This window comes from Streptomyces kebangsaanensis (genome assembly GCF_001906585.1).
Lineage (GTDB): Bacteria > Actinomycetota > Actinomycetes > Streptomycetales > Streptomycetaceae > Streptomyces > Streptomyces kebangsaanensis.
The window spans coordinates 1-17,080 of sequence record NZ_JUJA01000148.1 but is presented as its reverse complement, the minus strand read 5'-3'; the positions used below and the strand labels follow the sequence as shown (position 1 = coordinate 17,080).

Below are 17,080 nucleotides of genomic sequence, written 5' to 3'. Positions count from 1 at the left end.
CCCGCCTCGCTGGCCCCGGCGGTGGTGCGGCTGCGGCAGCGCCTCACCGACGGGCTGCGCGGCGCGCTGATCACCCGCCGCGACCCCGACCTGCTGGCCGACTGGACGCACGCTTCGTGGGGCGAGGACGACCTGGAGGCGTGGCGTGCCCTCGTCGCCGTACGGCCCAGCGCGACGGCCCGGGCCCGGCTCGCCGCGCTCGAGGCGGAACTGGCGGCGCCGCCCGGATGGCCCCGCGCGGCACCCCGCTGACGGCTCGGCGACCCGGCACCCGCCCTGCACGCTCTGCCCGGCGACGCGCCTGTCGCGCAACGTCGTTGCAACGTCGGCGTCCCTAACCTCGCGCCGAGAGCTGCCCGACGGCGGGCAGCGCTGCTGAGGGAGGCAGACCAGGATGACCCGTTACGCGGCACCCGGCACCGAGGGCGCGATCGTCTCCTACCAGGCGCGCTACGACCACTTCATCGGCGGCGAGTACGTGCCACCGGCCCGCGGGCAGTATTTCGAGAACCCGTCGCCGGTGAACGGGCAGCCCTTCACGGAGGTGGCGCGGGGAACCGCGGAGGACGTCGAGCGGGCGCTGGACGCGGCGCACGCGGCCGCCCCGGGCTGGGGCCGGACGTCGGTGGGCGAACGCGCCGGCATCCTGTTGAAGATCGCCGACCGCATGGAGGCGTATCTCGAACCCCTGGCGGTCGCCGAGAGCTGGGAGAACGGCAAGCCGGTCCGCGAGACGCTGGCCGCCGACATCCCGCTGGCCATCGACCACTTCCGCTATTTCGCGGGCGCGATCCGGGCGCAGGAGGGTTCGCTCGGCGAGATCGACGACGACACGGTGGCGTACCACTTCCACGAGCCTCTCGGTGTGGTCGCGCAGATCATTCCGTGGAACTTCCCGATCCTGATGGCGGCCTGGAAGCTGGCGCCCGCGCTGGCCGCGGGCAACGCGGTCGTCCTCAAGCCGGCCGAGCAGACCCCGGCTTCCATCCACTACTGGATGAGCCTGATCGCCGACCTGCTGCCGCCCGGCGTGGTGAACATCGTCAACGGCTTCGGCGTGGAGGCGGGCAAGCCGCTCGCCTCCAGCCCGCGGGTGGCGAAGGTGGCGTTCACGGGCGAGACCACGACGGGGCGGCTGATCATGCAGTACGCCTCGGAGAACATCAAGCCGGTCACGCTGGAGCTCGGCGGCAAGTCGCCGAACATCTTCTTCGACGACGTCTCGGCGGCGCACGACGACTTCCGCGACAAGGCGCTCGAGGGCTTCACGATGTTCGCGCTGAACCAGGGCGAGGTGTGCACCTGCCCGTCCCGGGCGCTGATCCAGCGCGGCCACTACGCCGAGTTCGTCCAGGCCGCCGTCGCCCGCACCGAACTCATCACGCCCGGCCACCCCCTGGACACCGATACGATGATCGGCGCCCAGGCCTCCAACGACCAGCTGGAGAAGATCCTCTCCTACCTGGACATCGGCCGACAGGAGGGCGCGCGGGTCCTGGCCGGTGGTGAACGCATCGAGCACGAAGGCGAGTTGAAGGGCGGCTACTACGTCCAGCCGACCATCTTCGAGGGCGACAACCGGATGCGGATCTTCCAGGAGGAGATCTTCGGCCCGGTCGTCTCGGTGACGTCGTTCGACGACTTCGACGACGCCATCAAGATCGCCAACGATACGCTGTACGGCCTCGGCGCCGGCGTATGGACCCGGGACATGAACACCGCCTACCGCGCCGGCCGCGCGATCCAGGCGGGCCGCGTCTGGACGAACTGCTACCACCAGTACCCGGCGCACAGCGCCTTCGGGGGCTACAAGCAGTCCGGAATCGGCCGCGAGACCCACAGGATGATGCTGGACCACTACCAGCAGACGAAGAACCTCCTGGTGTCGTACTCCCCGAAGAGGCTCGGCTTCTTCTAGGCACAGAAAAAGGGCGCCTGAGCAGGGCGGATGCCCGTCAGGCGCCCCGCTCAGGAGCACACGTGAGCAGCGAGTCGAAAAGTCGCCCCACTCCCGATACCTCCCGCCGGTACCCCAGCTCCGACCAGCAGTTCCGGGGTATCTCCGGGCCGGAGTGTCCTCTACTGACCTTGTTGGCGCGATGTCGTAGGGAGCTGATGATCCGTGATCCCCGCGGTACGCCGTCTGCTGCGGTGCGCACAGGGTGTACGGCAATGGCCTTGACCGGAGTCCGTGACACTCCGTGAAGCACGGGGTGGACTTTCAAGCTGCACGGCGGTGTTGCAGCCGGGCCGGGTGCCACGCTCTTGTTGCTGACCATGCTCGCCGTCCCAGGCGTGCTCTTCCTCGGCGCTGCCTGTGCCGTTCCGGCAGCCGGAGGACTGCGCCGGGCAGACGGCACCGCTGTCCCGTCCGACATCGGGTAAGAGCTTCTGCCGGGGGGCTCGTCTCCTTTGGACGGCAGCTTCGGGGCCGACTGCTGCCACCGATCGCCGCGCCCGCGGAAATTCCCTCGCGCTGCGGCCGGAACGGGCTGAGACTCGTCCCATGGCTGACATGGGGACGTTCCGGGACGCGGTCGCCTCGTGGGCGGCGGGTGGCCCCGGCGACCCCGCGCACGAGCTGGCCGCGCGGCTGCCCGTCCGGGCGGCCGTCCTGCTCGAAGGGCCGAGCGACGTCGCGGCGGTCAACGCGCTGGCAGAGAGCCGTGGCCGGAACCTGGCGGCCGAAGGGGTCTGCGTCCTGCCGATCGGCGGTGCGATGAGCGTCGGGCGCTACGCCCGCCTCCTCGGTTCACCCGGCCTGGGCCTCCGCCTCACGGGACTGTGCGACGAGGCGGAGCGTCCCTACTACACACGCGGCTTCGAACGGGCCAGTGCGGCACGGCAGGGTTTCTTCGTCTGCGCGGCGGATCTGGAAGACGAGCTCATCCGCGTGCTGGGCGTGACCCGGGTGGAGGAGCTCGTCCGGGCGGAAGGCGACCTGCGTGCCCTGCAGACCTTCCTGCGCCAGCCCGCCCAGCAGGGACGCGCCCCGGAGCAGCAGTTCAGGCGCTTCCTCGGAACGAAGAAGGGGCGCAAGATCCGCTACGGCCGCGTCCTCGTCGAGGCCCTTGACCCCGACCGGGTCCCAGCCCCACTCGACGGCCTGCTCTCCAGCCTCTGACCGCTGGGCGACGTCGATCCCGGCAGAAACGACGCGCATCCCAGTCGCGGCGGTCGTGGAGGTGGAAGTGCGGGTGCGCCGGCAACCGCTTTGGGATGGCGGACGTCTCGATCCGGGCGGTACCGCATGGGGGCCGGCTGATTACCGGACCGATGTGACGCCTTGTCCGTGCTGTCCGGCCTCGCCTTCGGCGAGAGGCCGGCCCGCACCAGCCCTCCCAGTCCGAGATCCGGACCAGTCACGGGCCAACGGCGGCCACCCCGGCCCGCAGCGTGATCACCCGGGCCGGACGATCACACCGTCCAGGAAGCCGGGCAAAGGCGCCCTGCCCGGGCAGGACCTCGGGGCCGGGCCGGCCTGTTGCCCCGCCCGACCGCCAGGCGTACGGGCCGGCGTGACGGTCCCCTCCCCGCCGCGTCGGTTCTCTGCGGGCCGTACCGGGAAAGGAGCCGTCGGAGCACGCGCCACGCCCCTCTCCGGTCACCCTGGAGGCAAGCCTCAGCACCGTCCGGCAAGACCACGACACCGCCACCGCACAGCCCGGTCCGGCCGGGCAGGGGGAGCACCGCATGAGCGAGTCCACGAACCAGGCAGCCTCCGGACCCGGGGACGACGGCCGAACCGATCCGCTCGTCCAGCTGCCCCTGGAACAGTTGCGCCGGCGCACCAGCATGAAGTGGCGTGCGTATCCCGAGGACGTCCTCCCGCTCTGGGTGGCGGAGATGGACGTCCCCCTGGCACCCGCCGTCGCCGACGCCCTGCACCGGGCCGTCGAGCTGGGAGACACCGGATACCCCTACGGCACCGCCTATGCCGAAGCCGTCGCCGCGTTCGCCGCCGCGCGATGGCGGTGGGACGACCTGCGCGTGGAGAACACGGCGATCGTGCCCGACGTCATGCTGGGCATCGTCGAAATCCTCCGCCTCGTCACCGGCCCCGGCGACGCGGTCGTCGTCTGCCCACCCGTCTACCCCCCGTTCTACGCGTTCATCGCGCACGACGGCCGGGACGTCGTCGAGGCCTGTCTCGGCCCCGGCCTGCGGGTCGACCTCGGCAGTCTCGAAGACGCGTTCATACGCGCACGGCACCGCGGCCGCCGCGCGGCCTTCCTGATGAGCAATCCGCACAATCCGACCGGTGTCGTCCATACGCGCGCGGAACTCGAAGCGATCGCCGCGCTCGCCCGCAGACACGGTGTCCGGGTGGTCTCCGACGAGATCCACGCCCCGCTGGTGCTGCCCGGAGCCGTCTTCACCCCCTTTCTCGGCGTTCCCGGCTCCGAGAACGGTTTCGCCCTGACCTCCGCCTCCAAGGCATGGAACCTGGCCGGTCTCAAGGCCGCCGTCGCCATCGCCGGCACCGAGGCCGCGGACGACCTCCGGCGTATGCCCGAAGAAGTCGGACACGGCCCCAGCCACCTGGGCGTCCTCGCCCACACGGCAGCGTTCCGCGACGCCGCCGACTGGCTCGACGAACTCCTGCTCGGGCTCGACGGCAACCGGAGCCTGCTGGGCAGGCTGGTGGACGAACACCTCCCTGGCGTCGGGTACGTCCCGCCCCAGGGCACCTACCTCGCCTGGCTGGACTGTACTGGGCTGAGGCTGCACGACGACCGCCCGTCCGGCGGCCCGGGTGTCGTGAGCGACGTCGCCGGACCGGCGAGGATGTTCCTCGACGAAGCCCGCGTCGCCCTCAGCTCCGGGCACGTCTTCGGCACCGGTGGCGCGGGGTGCGTACGCCTCAACTTCGCGACCTCACCGGCGATCCTGTGTGAAGCACTCGCGCGCATGGGACGCGCGCTCGACGATTTCAGGCGAGCGCGCCGTCCTTGACGACGTCCGGGTCGGGACCGGCGTTCCGGCCTTCCTCAACGGTCTGACGCATCAGGTTCGGCAGGCTCGGGGCAGTCGAGAAGTCCGCCCCGGGCCTGCCGCCGTCCCGCTCCGCCCGGCCTCAAGGCCGTCCCCACCGAACGCCTGTGGGTCACCCCCGACCGCGGCCTGAAGCCCTCGGCCGGACCCGAGCCGTGAGCATCCATCGGCGTCGCGACGGACCCCGGGGCGACCCGAGCCTTCTCCTGCAACTAATATGCAAAAGCATTTGGGTGGCAGCAAGGATGTGAGGGTTCATGACCGTCCGACGGATACGGGCAGCCGCAGCGGCGGCGACACTCATGGGAGCAGCCGCGTGCTCGGCTCCGGGCGGCGGTGCGGGCGGCGAGGGTGCCGCCGACTCCGTCGTGATCGGCATCGCCTCCGAACCCGACACCCTCAGCCCTCTTCTCGGCTACGGCAAGGACGGGAACTCCAAGATCTTCGACGGTCTGCTCGCCCGGGACGCCGGCATGAAGCTGAGGCCGGCGCTGGCCAGTTCACTGCCCCAGGTCGGCAACGGCGGGCTCACCTACACCTACACCCTGCGCGACGGCGTGAAGTTCAGCGACGGCGAACCGCTGACCTCCGCCGATGTGGTCTTCACCTACCGGACGATCCTCGACGGGAAGACCAACAACACCTCCCGGAGCGAACTGGACTCCATCAAGGAGGTGCGGGCGGACGGCGACGACAAGGTCGTCTTCACGCTCAAGTACCCCTACGCGCCGTTCGCCGGGCGCACCGTCCTGCCCATCGTCCCCGAGCACATCGCCGGTGGACAGGACCCCAACACCGGTTCCTTCAACACCGAGCCGGTCGGCACCGGGCCGTACGTCCTCACCGGCTGGAGCAAGGGCGAGAAGCTCGTCTTCAAGGCCAACCCCGGCTACTGGGGCGGCGTGCCGAAGGTGAAGAAGGTGACGATGGCGATCGTCAAGGACGACGACGTGCGCGCCACCCGGTTGCGCTCGGGCGACCTCGACGGCGCGGTCCTCCCGCCCAACCTGGCCGCCACGTTCAGGGGCGACGGGGCGAGGACGGCCTACGACGCGAAGTCCTACGACTTCCGGGCCGTCACCCTTCCCCAGGAGAACAGGGTCACCGGCGACCGGACGATCCGCCAGGCCCTGGACGCCGCCGTGGACCGCGAGGCCATGGTCGACAAGATCCTCGACGGGGCGGGGCGCCCGGCCTACGGGCCGCTGCCGATCGACGATCCCTGGTTCGCCGAGGGCGTCGAGCGGCCTCAGGACCTGGCGAAGGCCAAGCGGATGCTGGACCGGGCGGGCTGGAAGGCCGGCGGCGACGGTGTCCGTGCCAAGGACGGGCTGCGGGCCTCGTTCACCCTCTTCTACCCCTCCGGTGACAAGGTCCGGCAGGACCACGCCCTCGCCTACGCCTCCGACGCGAAGAAGGCGGGCATCGAGGTGAAGGTGGAGAGCGCCACCTGGGAGGTGATCGAGCCTCGTATGGGGAACGACGCCGTCCTCGCCGGATTCGGCAGCAGCGGGGACCCCGACTTCGGCCTGTACACCCTGCTGCACTCCTCCCTCGCCGGCGACGGCTTCAACAACATGGGGCGCTACGACAACCCGGCCGTGGACAAGGCCCTCGACACCGGGCGCCGCAGCCAGAACACCGAGACGCGCGAGGCCGCGTACGAAGCGCTGCAGCGCGAGCTCGTGAAGGACCCCGGTTACACCTTCCTCACGCACATCGACCACGTCTACGTGCTGGCCGACCGCTGGGAGGGCCTGACCACGCAGGTCGAGCCGCACGAGCACGGCTTCGCCAGCGGCCCGTGGTGGAACCTCCAGGACTGGCGGCCGAAGAAGTGACCTCCCCGCTCTGGGGGGCGATGGCGCGTCTGGCGGGACGGCGGCTGCTGTTCGCCGTCCCCGTCCTCCTCGTCGTCACCTTCGGCGTGTTCGCGATCGCCGCCGCCTCCCCCTTCGACCCGGTCAAGGCGTACGCGGGTGCGGCGGCCCTCGGCGCCGACGAGCAGACCCTGGACCGGCTGCGCGCCAATCTGGGGGTGGACCAGCCGTTCACCGCACGCTGGTGGCACTGGCTGACCTCCGCCCTCTCCGGCGACTTCGGCGAGTCCAGTGTGATGCGGCAGCCCGTCGCCCAGGTCGTCGGTGAGCGTCTCGTCTGGTCCGCCCTGCTGTGCACGGTCGCCTTCGCGGCGGCCGTGCCGGCCGGCACCGTACTCGGCGTCCTCGCCGCCCGCCGCCCGGGGTCCGTGCTCGACCGGGCCGTCACCTCGCTCGCCTACTCCTTGGAGGCGGCGCCGGTCTTCTGGCTCGCCCTGCTCGCGATCTGGCTGTTCTCCCTCCGGATGGGCGTGCTCCCGGCCGGCGGCCTCACCGACACCGCCAGCGAACGGGTCACGGCAGGGCAGGTCGCGAGCCACCTCGTGCTGCCGGCCGGGGTCCTCGCCGTCTCCCAACTGCCGTGGTTCACCCTCTACGTGCGCCAAGGCGTCGGCGACGCGCTGGCGGAGGACCCCGTACGCGGTGCCCGGGCCCGCGGGCTGAGCGAACGCGCCGTTCTGCTCGGTCACGCACTGCGCTCCGGCCTGCTGCCGGTCCTCACCCTGGTCGGCTCCCGCGTGCCCGAACTCATCACCGGCGCCCTGCTGGTGGAGAGCGTCTTCAGCTGGCCGGGCATCGCCGCGGCCACCGTGGAGGCGGCCACCGCGGTCGACTTCCCGCTGCTCGCCGCGCTGACCACGCTGGCCACGGCCGCCGTCCTCGTCGGCAACCTGCTCGCGGACCTGCTCTACGGACTGTTCGACCCGAGGGTGAAGTTCAGTGACATGTGACGCCCCCGCCGCCCAGGAAACCGTGTGGCGGTCGTACGGCACGAAGGGCCGCTCCACCCGGACGCTGCGGGTGCGCACCTCCGCCGTGCTGGTCGCCGCGACCGTCCTCGCCGTCCTTCTCGTGCCACCGCTGGTCCGACTCGACCAGCAGGCCGTCGACCTGGCCGCCAAACTGCTGCCGCCGAGCCGGTCCCACCCCTTCGGCACCGACGACCTCGGCCGGGATTTGCTGCTGCGCTGCGTCTACGGACTGCGCGTCTCCCTGCTCGTCGGAGCGGCGGCGGCGGTGACGGCCACCGTCGTCGGTACCGCCGTCGGGGCCACCGCCGGCGCCCTGGGCGGCTGGATCGACCGCGGGATCATGCGGCTCGTGGACACGGTCTCCTCCGTGCCCCACCTGCTGCTGGGCATCTTCGTCGTCGCCATGTTCCGGCCGGGCGTCTGGCCGGTGATCGTCTCGGTCGCGCTCACCCACTGGCTGTCGACCGCCCGGATCGTCCGCGCCGAAGTCCTCTCCCTGCGCTCGCGCCCGTACATCGACGCCGCCGTCTCCGGCGGCGCGTCCAGGTGGCGGGTGGCCGTACGGCACCTGCTGCCCGCCGTCCTGCCCCAGGCCGCGCTCGCCGCCGTGCTGATGGTTCCGCACGCCATGTGGCACGAGTCGGCGCTGTCCTTCCTCGGGCTCGGGCTGCCCACGCACACGGCGAGCCTGGGCACCCTCATCCAGGGAGCGCGGGGCTCGCTGCTGGCCGGACAGTGGTGGCCGACCCTCTTCCCCGGCCTGTTCGTCATCGTCCCGACCCTCGCCATCGCCGGACTCGCCGGAGCCTGGCGGGAGCGGATCAACCCCCGTCGCCGATCGGAGCTGATGCTGTGACCGAGCGATCGCCCGTGCTGTCGGTACGCGGTCTGTCGGTGCGCTTCCTCATGCCCGGCGGACGCCGTGTCGCCGCCGTCACCGACGCGCACTTCGACGTCGCGGCCGGCGAGTGCCTGGCCCTGATCGGTGAGAGCGGCTGCGGCAAGTCCGTCCTCGCCTCCGCGCTGCTCGGCCTGCTTCCCGGCAACGCCGAGACCGCCGGGGAGGCGGTGCTGGGCGGCCTCGACCTGCTCTCGGCCGACGAGCGGACCCTCGCCCGGACGGTACGGGGCCGGCTGGTCGGTCTCGTACCGCAGAGCCCGGCCGCCCACCTCACCCCCGTGCGCACCGTCCGCTCCCAACTGGAGGAGACGGTCGCCGCACTGACCGGCGTCCGCGGGCGCGCGGGCGTGCGTTCCGCCGCGCGGGCGGCCGCCGCACGGGCCGCGTTCCCCCCGGACCACCTGGACCGCCACCCGCACGAGCTGTCCGGCGGCCTGGCCCAGCGCGCCGCCACCGCACTGGCCCTCGTCGGTGACGCGCCACTGCTGCTCGCCGACGAACCGACCACCGGACTCGACCGTGACCTGGTGGACCACACGGTCGACGAACTGCGACGCCACATCGACCACCCGGGCGGGCCGGGCACCGCGGAGCGCGCCCTGCTCATGATCACGCACGACCTGGCGGCGGCCGAGCGCATCGCCGACCGGATCGCCGTCATGTACGCGGGCCGGATCGTCGAACTGGCCGACGCGGAGGCGTTCTTCGGCTCCCCCGGCCCCCGCCATCCCTACAGCCGCGGTCTGCTCCAGGCCCTCCCCGACCGGGCCTTCATCCCCATCCCCGGCCTGCCGCCCGAACTCGGTGACCTCCCCGACGGCTGCGCCTTCGCCGCCCGCTGCGACCGGGCCGACGACACCTGCGCCGTGCTGCCGCCGGCAGCCGACGGGGTCGCCTGCCACCACCCTGTCCCGGGCACCGGTGAGGAAGCACGCCAGGGCACATCGGAGGACGTCCGTGCTTGAACTACGCGCCGTCACCGCGGGCTACGACCGGCGGAATCCGGTGGTACGGGACGTCTCACTGGCCGTCGCGCCCGGTGAGGCGGTCGGCCTGCTCGGCCCCAGTGGCTGCGGCAAGTCCACTCTCGCCCGGGTCGCGGCCCTGCTGCACCGCCCCGACTCCGGCACCCTGCTGCTGGACGGCGAGCCCGTACGGCGGTGGCGCCACCGTGCCCCGCGCCCGCTGCGCACCGCCCTCGGCGTGGTCTTCCAGCAGCCCCGCCTCGCCGCGGACCCCCGCCTCGCGCTCACCGACCTGATCGCCGAACCCCTGCGCGCCACCGGCCGGCGCGACGAGGTGCGGGAGCGGGTCACCGAGCTGGCCCGGACGGTCGGCCTGACCCCCGATCTGCTCGGCAGACGCCCCCACGAGGTCAGCGACGGCCAGCTCCAACGCGCCTGCCTGGCCCGTGCCCTCGTCCTGCGCCCTCGCTGGCTGATCTGCGACGAGATGACCGCGATGCTCGACGCCTCCACGACGGCCGCCCTGGTCGCGGTCGTCGAGGACTACCGTGCCGCCACGGGCGCGGGACTGCTCGCCGTCGGCCACGACCGTACGCTCCTGCACCGCTGGTGCGACCGCACCGTCCACTGGGACACCCTGACCGGTACCGGCCCGAGCGCACTGACCGGAGACCGTGTCCAGCGTGCCGCACGCTGATTCCGGTCGAGCAGCCGAGCGGCGGTGCACCGGCGGCCCCCGCCGTTCCGTCCGCCTTCCGTGTGCGGCGCGTCAGTCGACTTCGCGGTCGTCGTCCGCGTCCCCGTCGGAGCGCGTGGCGGTGACCTCGCCGGTGTGCGCGTCGACGGTGACCTCGTGTTCGGCGCCCCGGTCGTCGGTGACGTCGATCCGCCAGACGGCCCTCCTGCCGTGATCGTGTCCGAGCTCGGCCGAGGTCGCGGAGCCCGGGACCTCGCCGAGGGCCGTGTCCACGGCCTGGCCCGGACCGATCCTGGCGGACTTGGCGAGCGCGACGTCGCCGTGGTCGTCCCCGTCCTCGTCACGATCGGCCCTGCCGACGGTGGCCTTGCCGTCGGTCGCGTTCACCGTGACCTCGTGCTCGGTGCCCTTGGCGTCGACGACGTCGACCTCCCAGACGGCCTTGCCCCACCATCCGGCCGGCTCGACTTCGGTGACGGTGCCCGCGACGGACCGGGTGGCCGCGTCGGCGGCCTGCTTCAGGCCGACCCTGACGCCCGGGGCGACCGCACCACCGCCGGAGTCGTCGTGGCCGCCGGTACGGCCGTGATCGACACGGTCGTCGTGCGTGCCGGCCGTGGTGCCCGCAGCCGCCCGCGTGCTGTCGCGGTCGTCGCCGGTGAAGGCGACAGCGGATACGGCGCCCGCCCCGCCGAGTACGACGGTGGCCGCGAGCACGGCGGCGACAGTGCGGCGACGACCGGCCGGGGTGTGCTGGAGGGCCTTCATCCTGAGGTGGTCCTTTCCTCCGGTCGCGGACCGGGCCGCGGGGATGCCGACGTGTCGGCCTGACACGGACCACCGTGCCCAAGGATCCTGAAGCCCCGCTGAAGCAGCCTGAAGATCGCTTCAGGAAGGCTCTGAGACCCTGAGGACATGCGTCTGCTGATCGTGGAGGACGAGAAACGCCTCGCCACCGCCCTCGCTCGCGGCCTGGCCGCCGAGGGCTTCGTCGTGGACCTGGCCCACGACGGCGTCACCGGGCTGCACAGGGCGCAGGAGCGGGAGTACGACCTGATCGTGCTGGACATCATGCTGCCCGGGCTGAACGGCTACCGGATCTGCGCCCAGCTGCGGGCGGCCGGGAACGATACTCCGATCCTGATGCTCACCGCCAAGGACGGAGAGTACGACGAGGCCGAGGGCCTGGACACCGGGGCGGACGACTACCTGACCAAGCCGTTCTCCTACGTGGTGCTCCAGGCCCGCATCCGGGCCCTGCTCCGTCGGCGTACCCGCGCGGTCGGCCCGCTGCTGCGGATCGGTGACCTGACCGTCGACCCGGGTGCCAAGCGGGTGGAGCGGTCCGGAAGGAACATCACGCTGACCACGAAGGAGTTCGCGGTTCTGGAACACCTCACCCTGCGCGCCGGGCAGGTCGTGTCCAAGACGGACATCCTCGAGCACGTCTGGGACTTCGCCCACAGCCGCGATCCCAATATCGTCGAGGTCTACATCAGCGCGCTGCGCCGCAAGATCGACGTGCCGTTCGGACGCCGCTCGATCACGACCGTGCGCGGGGCCGGATACCGGCTGGAGGCCGACGGCGACCGTGATGCCTAGTGCCTTCGCCTCGGTACGGGCCCGCGCGGCGCTCGCCGCCACACTGGTGGTGTCCGTCGCCCTGGTCGCCGCGGGTATCGCCGTCGTCGCCGTGCTGCGCCACAACCTCGCCGACCGGGCGAGCCTGGAGTCCGAGGTCACCGCCCGTAGGGTGGCGGGTTCCCGGACCGCGCTGAACGGGAACTTCGGCTCGCTGGACCTGCCCGACGACGACGGCCGCCTCGTCCAGGTCGCCGACTCCTCCGGCAGGGTCCTGGCCGCCGGGGAAGACCTGCACGGACGCGGCCTCCTCGCGGACTACGCCCCCGCCCGGGTTCCCGGGAGCACCGCGCCCGGCCATCCCTCCGTCCGCGAAGACGACGATGACGGCGATGACGGCGATGACGACGACGACCATGACACCGCTCCGGCCAGGGGCAAGGCCGGCACGGACGTGGACCGCAGGACCGTCGCCGTGGAGCTGGCTGGCGACACCCATGACTACGCCTTCGCCGCCGTCCAGGGGACCACGTACGACGGCCACGGCTACACCGTCTACGCCGGCACCTCGCTGGAGGGCTCACAGGCCACCCTCGGCCAGGTCACTCGGTCGATGCTGATCGGCCTGCCGTTCCTGCTCGCCGTCGTCGCGGCGGTGACCTGGCTCGTCACCCGCAGGGCGCTGCGGCCGGTCGAGAGCATCCGCGTGGAGATGGCCGAGATCACCCACAGCGGTGACCTGGCCCGTCGGGTGCCCGAGCCCGCCTCCCACGACGAGATCGCCCGGCTCGCCCGCACCACCAACGCCACCCTCGCCGCGCTGGAGCGGTCGGTGGAGCGTCAGCACCGTTTCGTCGCCGACGCCTCCCATGAACTGCGCAGCCCCATCGCCTCCTTGCGCACCCAGCTGGAAGTCGCCGACCAGCATCGTGAGCTGCTGGACACGGCCGACCTGCTCCACGACGTCGTACGTCTCCAGCACCTGGCCGCCGACCTGCTGCTGCTCGCCCGCCTCGACGCCGGGGAACGCCCGGCCGGCGCCCTGGTGGATCTCGCCGCGCTGGTGCGGGAGGAGGTGGCCCAGCGGGCATCGACCGACCGCGTCACCCCGGCCGTCACCGTCGACGACTCCGCGCCCGAGGTCAAGGGCAGCCGGACCCAGCTCTCCCGTGTGCTCGGCAACCTGCTCGACAACGCCCAGCGTCACGCCGCCTCCGCGGTCACTGTGACCGTGGGCGCGGTGGGGGACGCCGTCCTCCTGAGCGTCGCCGACGACGGTCACGGCGTCGCCCCGGCCGACCGCGAGCGCGTCTTCGAACGCTTCGTCCGCCTCGACGAGGCCCGCGGCCGCGACGAGGGCGGCGCCGGCCTCGGCCTGGCCATCGCACGTGACGTCGTCCAGCACCACGGCGGGACGCTCACCCTCACCGACGCACCCGACGGCGGTGCGGTCTTCCAGGTCAGGCTGGTGCGCGCACGTTGACGGCCGAGGCGAGGAATCGACGCGACCCGCATCACACGAGAGGTGGCTCTCGTCCTGCTCCACCCTCGCGCCGTCACCTGAATCGCTTGGCCAAATCGCCGATCGATCTCTCGGCCGGCACTCCGACGTATAAGATCTCTGGCCATCCGCCTCGCTGCCCCCTGTCCGAAGGAGCGCTATGCGCGAGCCCAGCGTGGACGTCGTCGTCCTCACCATGAACGACCGTCCCGGGGAAGAGACCAAGGCCCTCGATTCCCTTTTGGCTCAAAAAGGCGTGGACATCACCATCGGCGTGGTCGGAAACGGCTGCGTCCCCGACATCGTTCCCGAGAGTGCGCTGAGCGTCAGCCTTCCTGAAAACCTCGGGATCCCCGGGGGCCGCAACGCCGGAGCGCGACTTTTCAAGGAGTCGGGCAAGCCCTCGGAGTTCATCTTCTTCCTCGACAACGACGCGGTCTTCCCCACCGACGACGTTCTCCTCCGGCTTGTCACCGAGGCTCGCGCGCATCCGGAAGCCGCCTACATCCAACCCCGCCTGACCGGACCGGACGACGAAACGACGCCCCGCCGCTGGGTACCGCGCCTGCGCGCATCCGACCCGGCGAAGCCGGGAACCGTCACGACGATGACCGAGGGCGTCGTCATGGTCCGGCGGAAGGAATTCGATGCGGTGGGCGGCTGGGCCGGCGATTTCTTCCTTTACCACGAAGGAATTGACCTGGCATGGAAGTTCTGGTCACTTGGGCGCACCGGATGGTACGCCGCTGGAGTCCGAATGCATCATCCAGTCACCACTCCAGCTCGTCATGCCCGCTTTTACCGCCTGGCAGCCAGGAATCGGGTGTGGGTCGCGTACCGCAATCTGCCCCGCCCGTTGATCCCCCTCTATCTCGGCTTCTGGATCGTGGCCACCGCCCTCCGCTCATGGCATGGCGGAGGCCGCGAATCGCTCAAAGGTCTGCGCGAAGGATGGGCCGGCCGACACCGTCAGCGGCGTCGCCCCATGGACTGGCGCACGGTGTCGCGCCTGACGACCGCCGGCAGGCCCCCCGTCATCTGACCGTCCCCCGACGGTGCGAGCCACGCACACCGAGCGGTGCGCGGGTCCGGAAGTGCGGCTCCGCTCCGGCCGGGCCGGACCTCGTACACTCCCCCACTCATGACAGTGCGATTGCGCTTGCCGCGGGTTCGCGCCACTGAGAGCCCCCTCCGTGGAGGGCCTTTCTGCTGCCGGTCACTCGGAGAGGGAGAGCGACAGGGCGCGCAGGCGGGTGGCGTACCAGGTGAGGGCGGAGCAGGTGACCAGGTAGATGGTGATGGCCTGAGCCGCGTAGTTCGGGTAGTCGAGGATCCAGAGGCTCTGCGTCGGGTCGGTTTCGTGGGCCGGGTTCTCCCAGACGTACGGCATCATCCACGCGAGGATTCCCCCCGCACCCTGCGCGGCGAGGTACAGGACGACGAACTCGCCCAGACACAGGAAATAGGTACGGCGGCGGGTACGGATCAGGGTACGGACGCGTGCGCGTGCCCGGCCGAAGCTCCACAGGTCGCCCCGCGGCGCAGCCTTGGCACTCACCTCGGGAGCGATCACCACCGCCCCCACGACCAGCGTCAGCAGCAGGACCGAGCCGACCGCGAGCATCGCCTCGGAACCGGCTCTGCTGCGCATGAGCCGGGGGACGAGCAGGAGGGCGAGGAGCGGCGTGTAGACCACGAGAGCCAGGGCGTATGTGCGTGCCAGAACACCGGGGGCCGGTAACGCGTGACTGGCCGCGGTCGGGGTGGTGGGAGTGTTGGTCATGGAAGGAGCCTAGTCGAGGTGTTTCACCACGGTGAAACACTTTGGCTAGGATCGCCGTATGAGATCAGTGCGGGAGTCCACTCCCCATCCCGACGGAATCGCACTCGGGCAGGAGTTGAGCCTGCGAGTGGTGCTGTTCCACGAGGCCGTCGCCTCCCGTCTGGGGCTCAACGCCACCGAGCACAAGCTCCTCTCCCTCATCGCCCGGGATCCCGGCATCGGCCCGAGCGAGTTGGTCACGTACACCGGGCTGAGCCACCCCGCCATCACCAAGGTGGTCAACAAACTGGTCGACCTGGGCTACGCGGAGCGCCACCGCGACAGCTCGGACCGACGCAGGTTCACCCTGCACGCGACCCCGCTGCGCCGGCAGCGCATGGCCGGAGTCCTCACCCCCATGGCCGAGGCGATGGAGGCCCTCGTGGACGGCATGGACGAGGCCGAGCGCCGTGCGGTCACCCGCTGGGTCACCGGCACCATCGACGTCCTCCGCCGGTCCACGGCGGCCCTCACGGAGACCGCCGGCAACCCTGCGCCGGCCCCGACACCCCCCGCGACCGGCGGGGCGGCGGCGCCGTGACACCTCCGCCGCGGCCGACTCGCCCACCACGCCGGACCCGGCCGACTCGCCCGGGCCTGCCGAGAGGCGGCCGGATGATCATTTCACCTGTCCCCCGATGTGGACATGGGCCCGGTCTCCGGCCGGCGGCCGGTGGGTGTCGGCTGCCTCGGGCCGAGGCCCCACCTGGACCTCCCTGCCGCTCTCGGAGTCGCGCACGCCCCTGACCGTTCCTAGAAACTGAGCGGGAGTGAATCCTGGTGCCAGGACTTGTGCTCAGCCGTGTGCCCCGAACGGTTGTGGGCACTCCCCCAGCTTCGCCGGGGGTACCCCCAGGTCGCCCGCTTTCGCTCCGCGTCCGGGCGGCACGGATCGTGTCCGTGGTCCGGGAAGGCGGGGGCGGGGTCCCTCACGCCCCGGGCTGCCCGGTCGGGCCTGGGCGGTCCGATGCCCCACACGATCACTCCGGTCGTGTGGGGGCGGTGCCGTCCGTCGCCGGATCGGGTGTCCCAGGGCGCGTCGTCCGATCGCCACGGCGGCAGCGTCATGCCGCGTAGCCTTCCTGTTCTTGCTGGTGAGGGGTTTCTGCCAGTGCTGGGCGCCCCAGCGGCTGGTGTAGGCCGGGTCGACCGCGACAACGGGAACGCCCCGCTCGGCGGCCATCGACACCAGCCTCGCCCGCAGCCCGGCGGTGGGCAGGCCGCTGATGAGCTTGCGGAACCGCGTGCGGCGGCCGTGCTTCTCCCGGGTCTTGTCCGCGGCGAAGTCCAGGTCCTCGATCGCCAGGGCCAGGCCATGCCGTGTGGCCCAGTGCAGCAGGCGAATCAGGGCGTGGCGGACCTGCGCGTCGCGGTGCTGTGCGCTGCCGGTGAGGGTGTAGTCGAAGCGGCGGGGCGCGCCGACGGGGTTGCCGTGCTGGTCCAGGCGCCAGACGGCCAGGTGGTCGGCGTTCAGGTCCCCCCCGGCCAGCCCGCCCGCACGAGCCGCCTCCAGCGGCACGACTTGCACCGGTGGGATCTGCCAGGAGGCGGTCACATACCAGCAGTTGCGGTCTGTGTCGTAATGGATGCGGTAGGCCACCGCGCGGTCGGCGGCGACACGGTCGGCCCACTGCTCGCTCCGGTGGTGGAAGCGGACCTGGCCGGCGAGCACGTACCGGCCGTGGGGCGCGTTGGCCAGGTAGGCCAGCGGCGCCGGAAGTTTGATGCTCACCTCACCGCCGGGGGTGATGCGGATGGTCTCGTTGC

The 17,080-nt window shown here is 71.7% G+C and carries 14 protein-coding genes and 2 pseudogenes; 13 read left to right on the top strand and 3 right to left on the bottom strand.

Annotated features, from left to right (window positions below; genetic code table 11):
• From RH94_RS44360 to RH94_RS23860, 9 genes and pseudogenes are all read left to right on the top strand, one after another.
• Positions 1-252 (top strand): annotated as a pseudogene (locus tag RH94_RS44360) (transcriptional regulator); the annotation flags it as partial.
• A 142-nt stretch (positions 253-394) separates the two neighbouring features.
• A complete protein-coding gene (exaC, locus tag RH94_RS23895) occupies positions 395-1,918 on the top strand; it encodes an acetaldehyde dehydrogenase ExaC (protein ID WP_073949813.1) in 1,524 nt (507 codons plus the stop codon).
• A 588-nt stretch (positions 1,919-2,506) separates the two neighbouring features.
• Positions 2,507-3,124 carry a TOPRIM nucleotidyl transferase/hydrolase domain-containing protein gene (locus tag RH94_RS23890; RefSeq protein WP_073949811.1) on the top strand — a complete coding sequence of 206 codons (618 nt, stop codon included), beginning with the start codon at positions 2,507-2,509 and terminating at the stop codon, positions 3,122-3,124.
• Positions 3,125-3,693: 569 nt separating this feature from the next.
• A complete protein-coding gene (locus tag RH94_RS23885; protein WP_073949809.1) occupies positions 3,694-4,956 on the top strand; it encodes a MalY/PatB family protein in 1,263 nt (420 codons plus the stop codon).
• Positions 4,957-5,252: 296 nt separating this feature from the next.
• The gene (locus RH94_RS23880) at positions 5,253-6,836 is read left to right on the top strand and encodes an ABC transporter substrate-binding protein (protein ID WP_073949807.1); all 1,584 of its coding nucleotides are present in this window, start codon (positions 5,253-5,255) and stop codon (positions 6,834-6,836) included.
• Positions 6,837-6,856: 20 nt separating this feature from the next.
• Positions 6,857-7,825, top strand: coding sequence for an ABC transporter permease (locus RH94_RS23875; RefSeq protein ID WP_073949855.1), 969 nt, complete (start codon positions 6,857-6,859; stop codon positions 7,823-7,825).
• Positions 7,815-8,702 (top strand): ABC transporter permease, encoded by an 888-nt coding sequence (locus tag RH94_RS23870; protein ID WP_073949805.1) that lies wholly within the window; start codon positions 7,815-7,817, stop codon positions 8,700-8,702. Before RH94_RS23875 ends, RH94_RS23870 begins: the two co-directional genes overlap by 11 nt.
• Positions 8,699-9,712, top strand: coding sequence for an ABC transporter ATP-binding protein (locus RH94_RS23865; RefSeq protein ID WP_073949803.1), 1,014 nt, complete (start codon positions 8,699-8,701; stop codon positions 9,710-9,712). Before RH94_RS23870 ends, RH94_RS23865 begins: the two co-directional genes overlap by 4 nt.
• Positions 9,705-10,409 carry an ABC transporter ATP-binding protein gene (locus RH94_RS23860; protein ID WP_073949801.1) on the top strand — a complete coding sequence of 235 codons (705 nt, stop codon included), beginning with the start codon at positions 9,705-9,707 and terminating at the stop codon, positions 10,407-10,409. Before RH94_RS23865 ends, RH94_RS23860 begins: the two co-directional genes overlap by 8 nt.
• A gap of 72 nt (positions 10,410-10,481) precedes the next feature.
• On the opposite strand, the gene RH94_RS23855 is transcribed toward RH94_RS23860, so the two are convergent.
• Positions 10,482-11,177, bottom strand: coding sequence for a PepSY domain-containing protein (locus tag RH94_RS23855; protein ID WP_073949799.1), 696 nt, complete (start codon positions 11,175-11,177; stop codon positions 10,482-10,484).
• A 147-nt stretch (positions 11,178-11,324) separates the two neighbouring features.
• Here RH94_RS23855 and RH94_RS23850 point away from each other — a divergent pair, with 147 nt between their 5' ends.
• From RH94_RS23850 to RH94_RS23840, 3 genes are all read left to right on the top strand, one after another.
• Complete coding sequence (locus RH94_RS23850; protein ID WP_073949797.1) at positions 11,325-12,011, top strand: response regulator; 687 nt, start codon at positions 11,325-11,327, stop codon at positions 12,009-12,011.
• A complete protein-coding gene (locus RH94_RS23845) occupies positions 12,004-13,473 on the top strand; it encodes a sensor histidine kinase (protein WP_073949795.1) in 1,470 nt (489 codons plus the stop codon). Before RH94_RS23850 ends, RH94_RS23845 begins: the two co-directional genes overlap by 8 nt.
• 178 nt (positions 13,474-13,651) lie before the next feature.
• On the top strand, positions 13,652-14,533 hold the full coding sequence (locus tag RH94_RS23840) for a glycosyltransferase family 2 protein (RefSeq protein ID WP_073949793.1): 882 nt from the start codon (positions 13,652-13,654) through the stop codon (positions 14,531-14,533).
• A gap of 174 nt (positions 14,534-14,707) precedes the next feature.
• Here the strand turns inward: RH94_RS23840 and RH94_RS23835 are convergent, their stop codons facing one another.
• Entirely contained in the window at positions 14,708-15,274 is a 567-nt protein-coding gene (locus RH94_RS23835) for a hypothetical protein (RefSeq protein WP_073949791.1), read from the bottom strand.
• A 58-nt stretch (positions 15,275-15,332) separates the two neighbouring features.
• Here RH94_RS23835 and RH94_RS23830 point away from each other — a divergent pair, with 58 nt between their 5' ends.
• Positions 15,333-15,854: a MarR family winged helix-turn-helix transcriptional regulator gene (locus RH94_RS23830; RefSeq protein ID WP_073949789.1), complete on the top strand. Its 522-nt coding sequence runs from the start codon at positions 15,333-15,335 to the stop codon at positions 15,852-15,854.
• Positions 15,855-16,109: 255 nt separating this feature from the next.
• On the opposite strand, the pseudogene RH94_RS23825 reads toward RH94_RS23830, so the two are convergent.
• A pseudogene (locus tag RH94_RS23825) lies at positions 16,110-17,080 on the bottom strand (IS200/IS605 family accessory protein TnpB-related protein); the annotation flags it as partial.

Excerpts from the sequence above, each read along its gene's own strand:
- RH94_RS23880 (WP_073949807.1), top strand. The coding sequence starts at position 5,253 with ATGACCGTCCGACGGATACGGGCAGCCGCAGCGGCGGCGACACTCATG.
- RH94_RS23835 (WP_073949791.1), bottom strand. The coding sequence starts at position 15,274 with ATGACCAACACTCCCACCACCCCGACCGCGGCCAGTCACGCGTTACCG.
- RH94_RS23875 (WP_073949855.1), top strand. The coding sequence starts at position 6,857 with ATGGCGCGTCTGGCGGGACGGCGGCTGCTGTTCGCCGTCCCCGTCCTC.
- RH94_RS23845 (WP_073949795.1), top strand. The coding sequence starts at position 12,004 with ATGCCTAGTGCCTTCGCCTCGGTACGGGCCCGCGCGGCGCTCGCCGCC.
- RH94_RS23855 (WP_073949799.1), bottom strand. The coding sequence starts at position 11,177 with ATGAAGGCCCTCCAGCACACCCCGGCCGGTCGTCGCCGCACTGTCGCC.
- RH94_RS23885 (WP_073949809.1), top strand. The coding sequence starts at position 3,694 with ATGAGCGAGTCCACGAACCAGGCAGCCTCCGGACCCGGGGACGACGGC.
- RH94_RS23850 (WP_073949797.1), top strand. The coding sequence starts at position 11,325 with ATGCGTCTGCTGATCGTGGAGGACGAGAAACGCCTCGCCACCGCCCTC.
- RH94_RS23840 (WP_073949793.1), top strand. The coding sequence starts at position 13,652 with ATGCGCGAGCCCAGCGTGGACGTCGTCGTCCTCACCATGAACGACCGT.
- RH94_RS23890 (WP_073949811.1), top strand. The coding sequence starts at position 2,507 with ATGGCTGACATGGGGACGTTCCGGGACGCGGTCGCCTCGTGGGCGGCG.
- RH94_RS23830 (WP_073949789.1), top strand. The coding sequence starts at position 15,333 with ATGAGATCAGTGCGGGAGTCCACTCCCCATCCCGACGGAATCGCACTC.
- exaC (WP_073949813.1), top strand. The coding sequence starts at position 395 with ATGACCCGTTACGCGGCACCCGGCACCGAGGGCGCGATCGTCTCCTAC.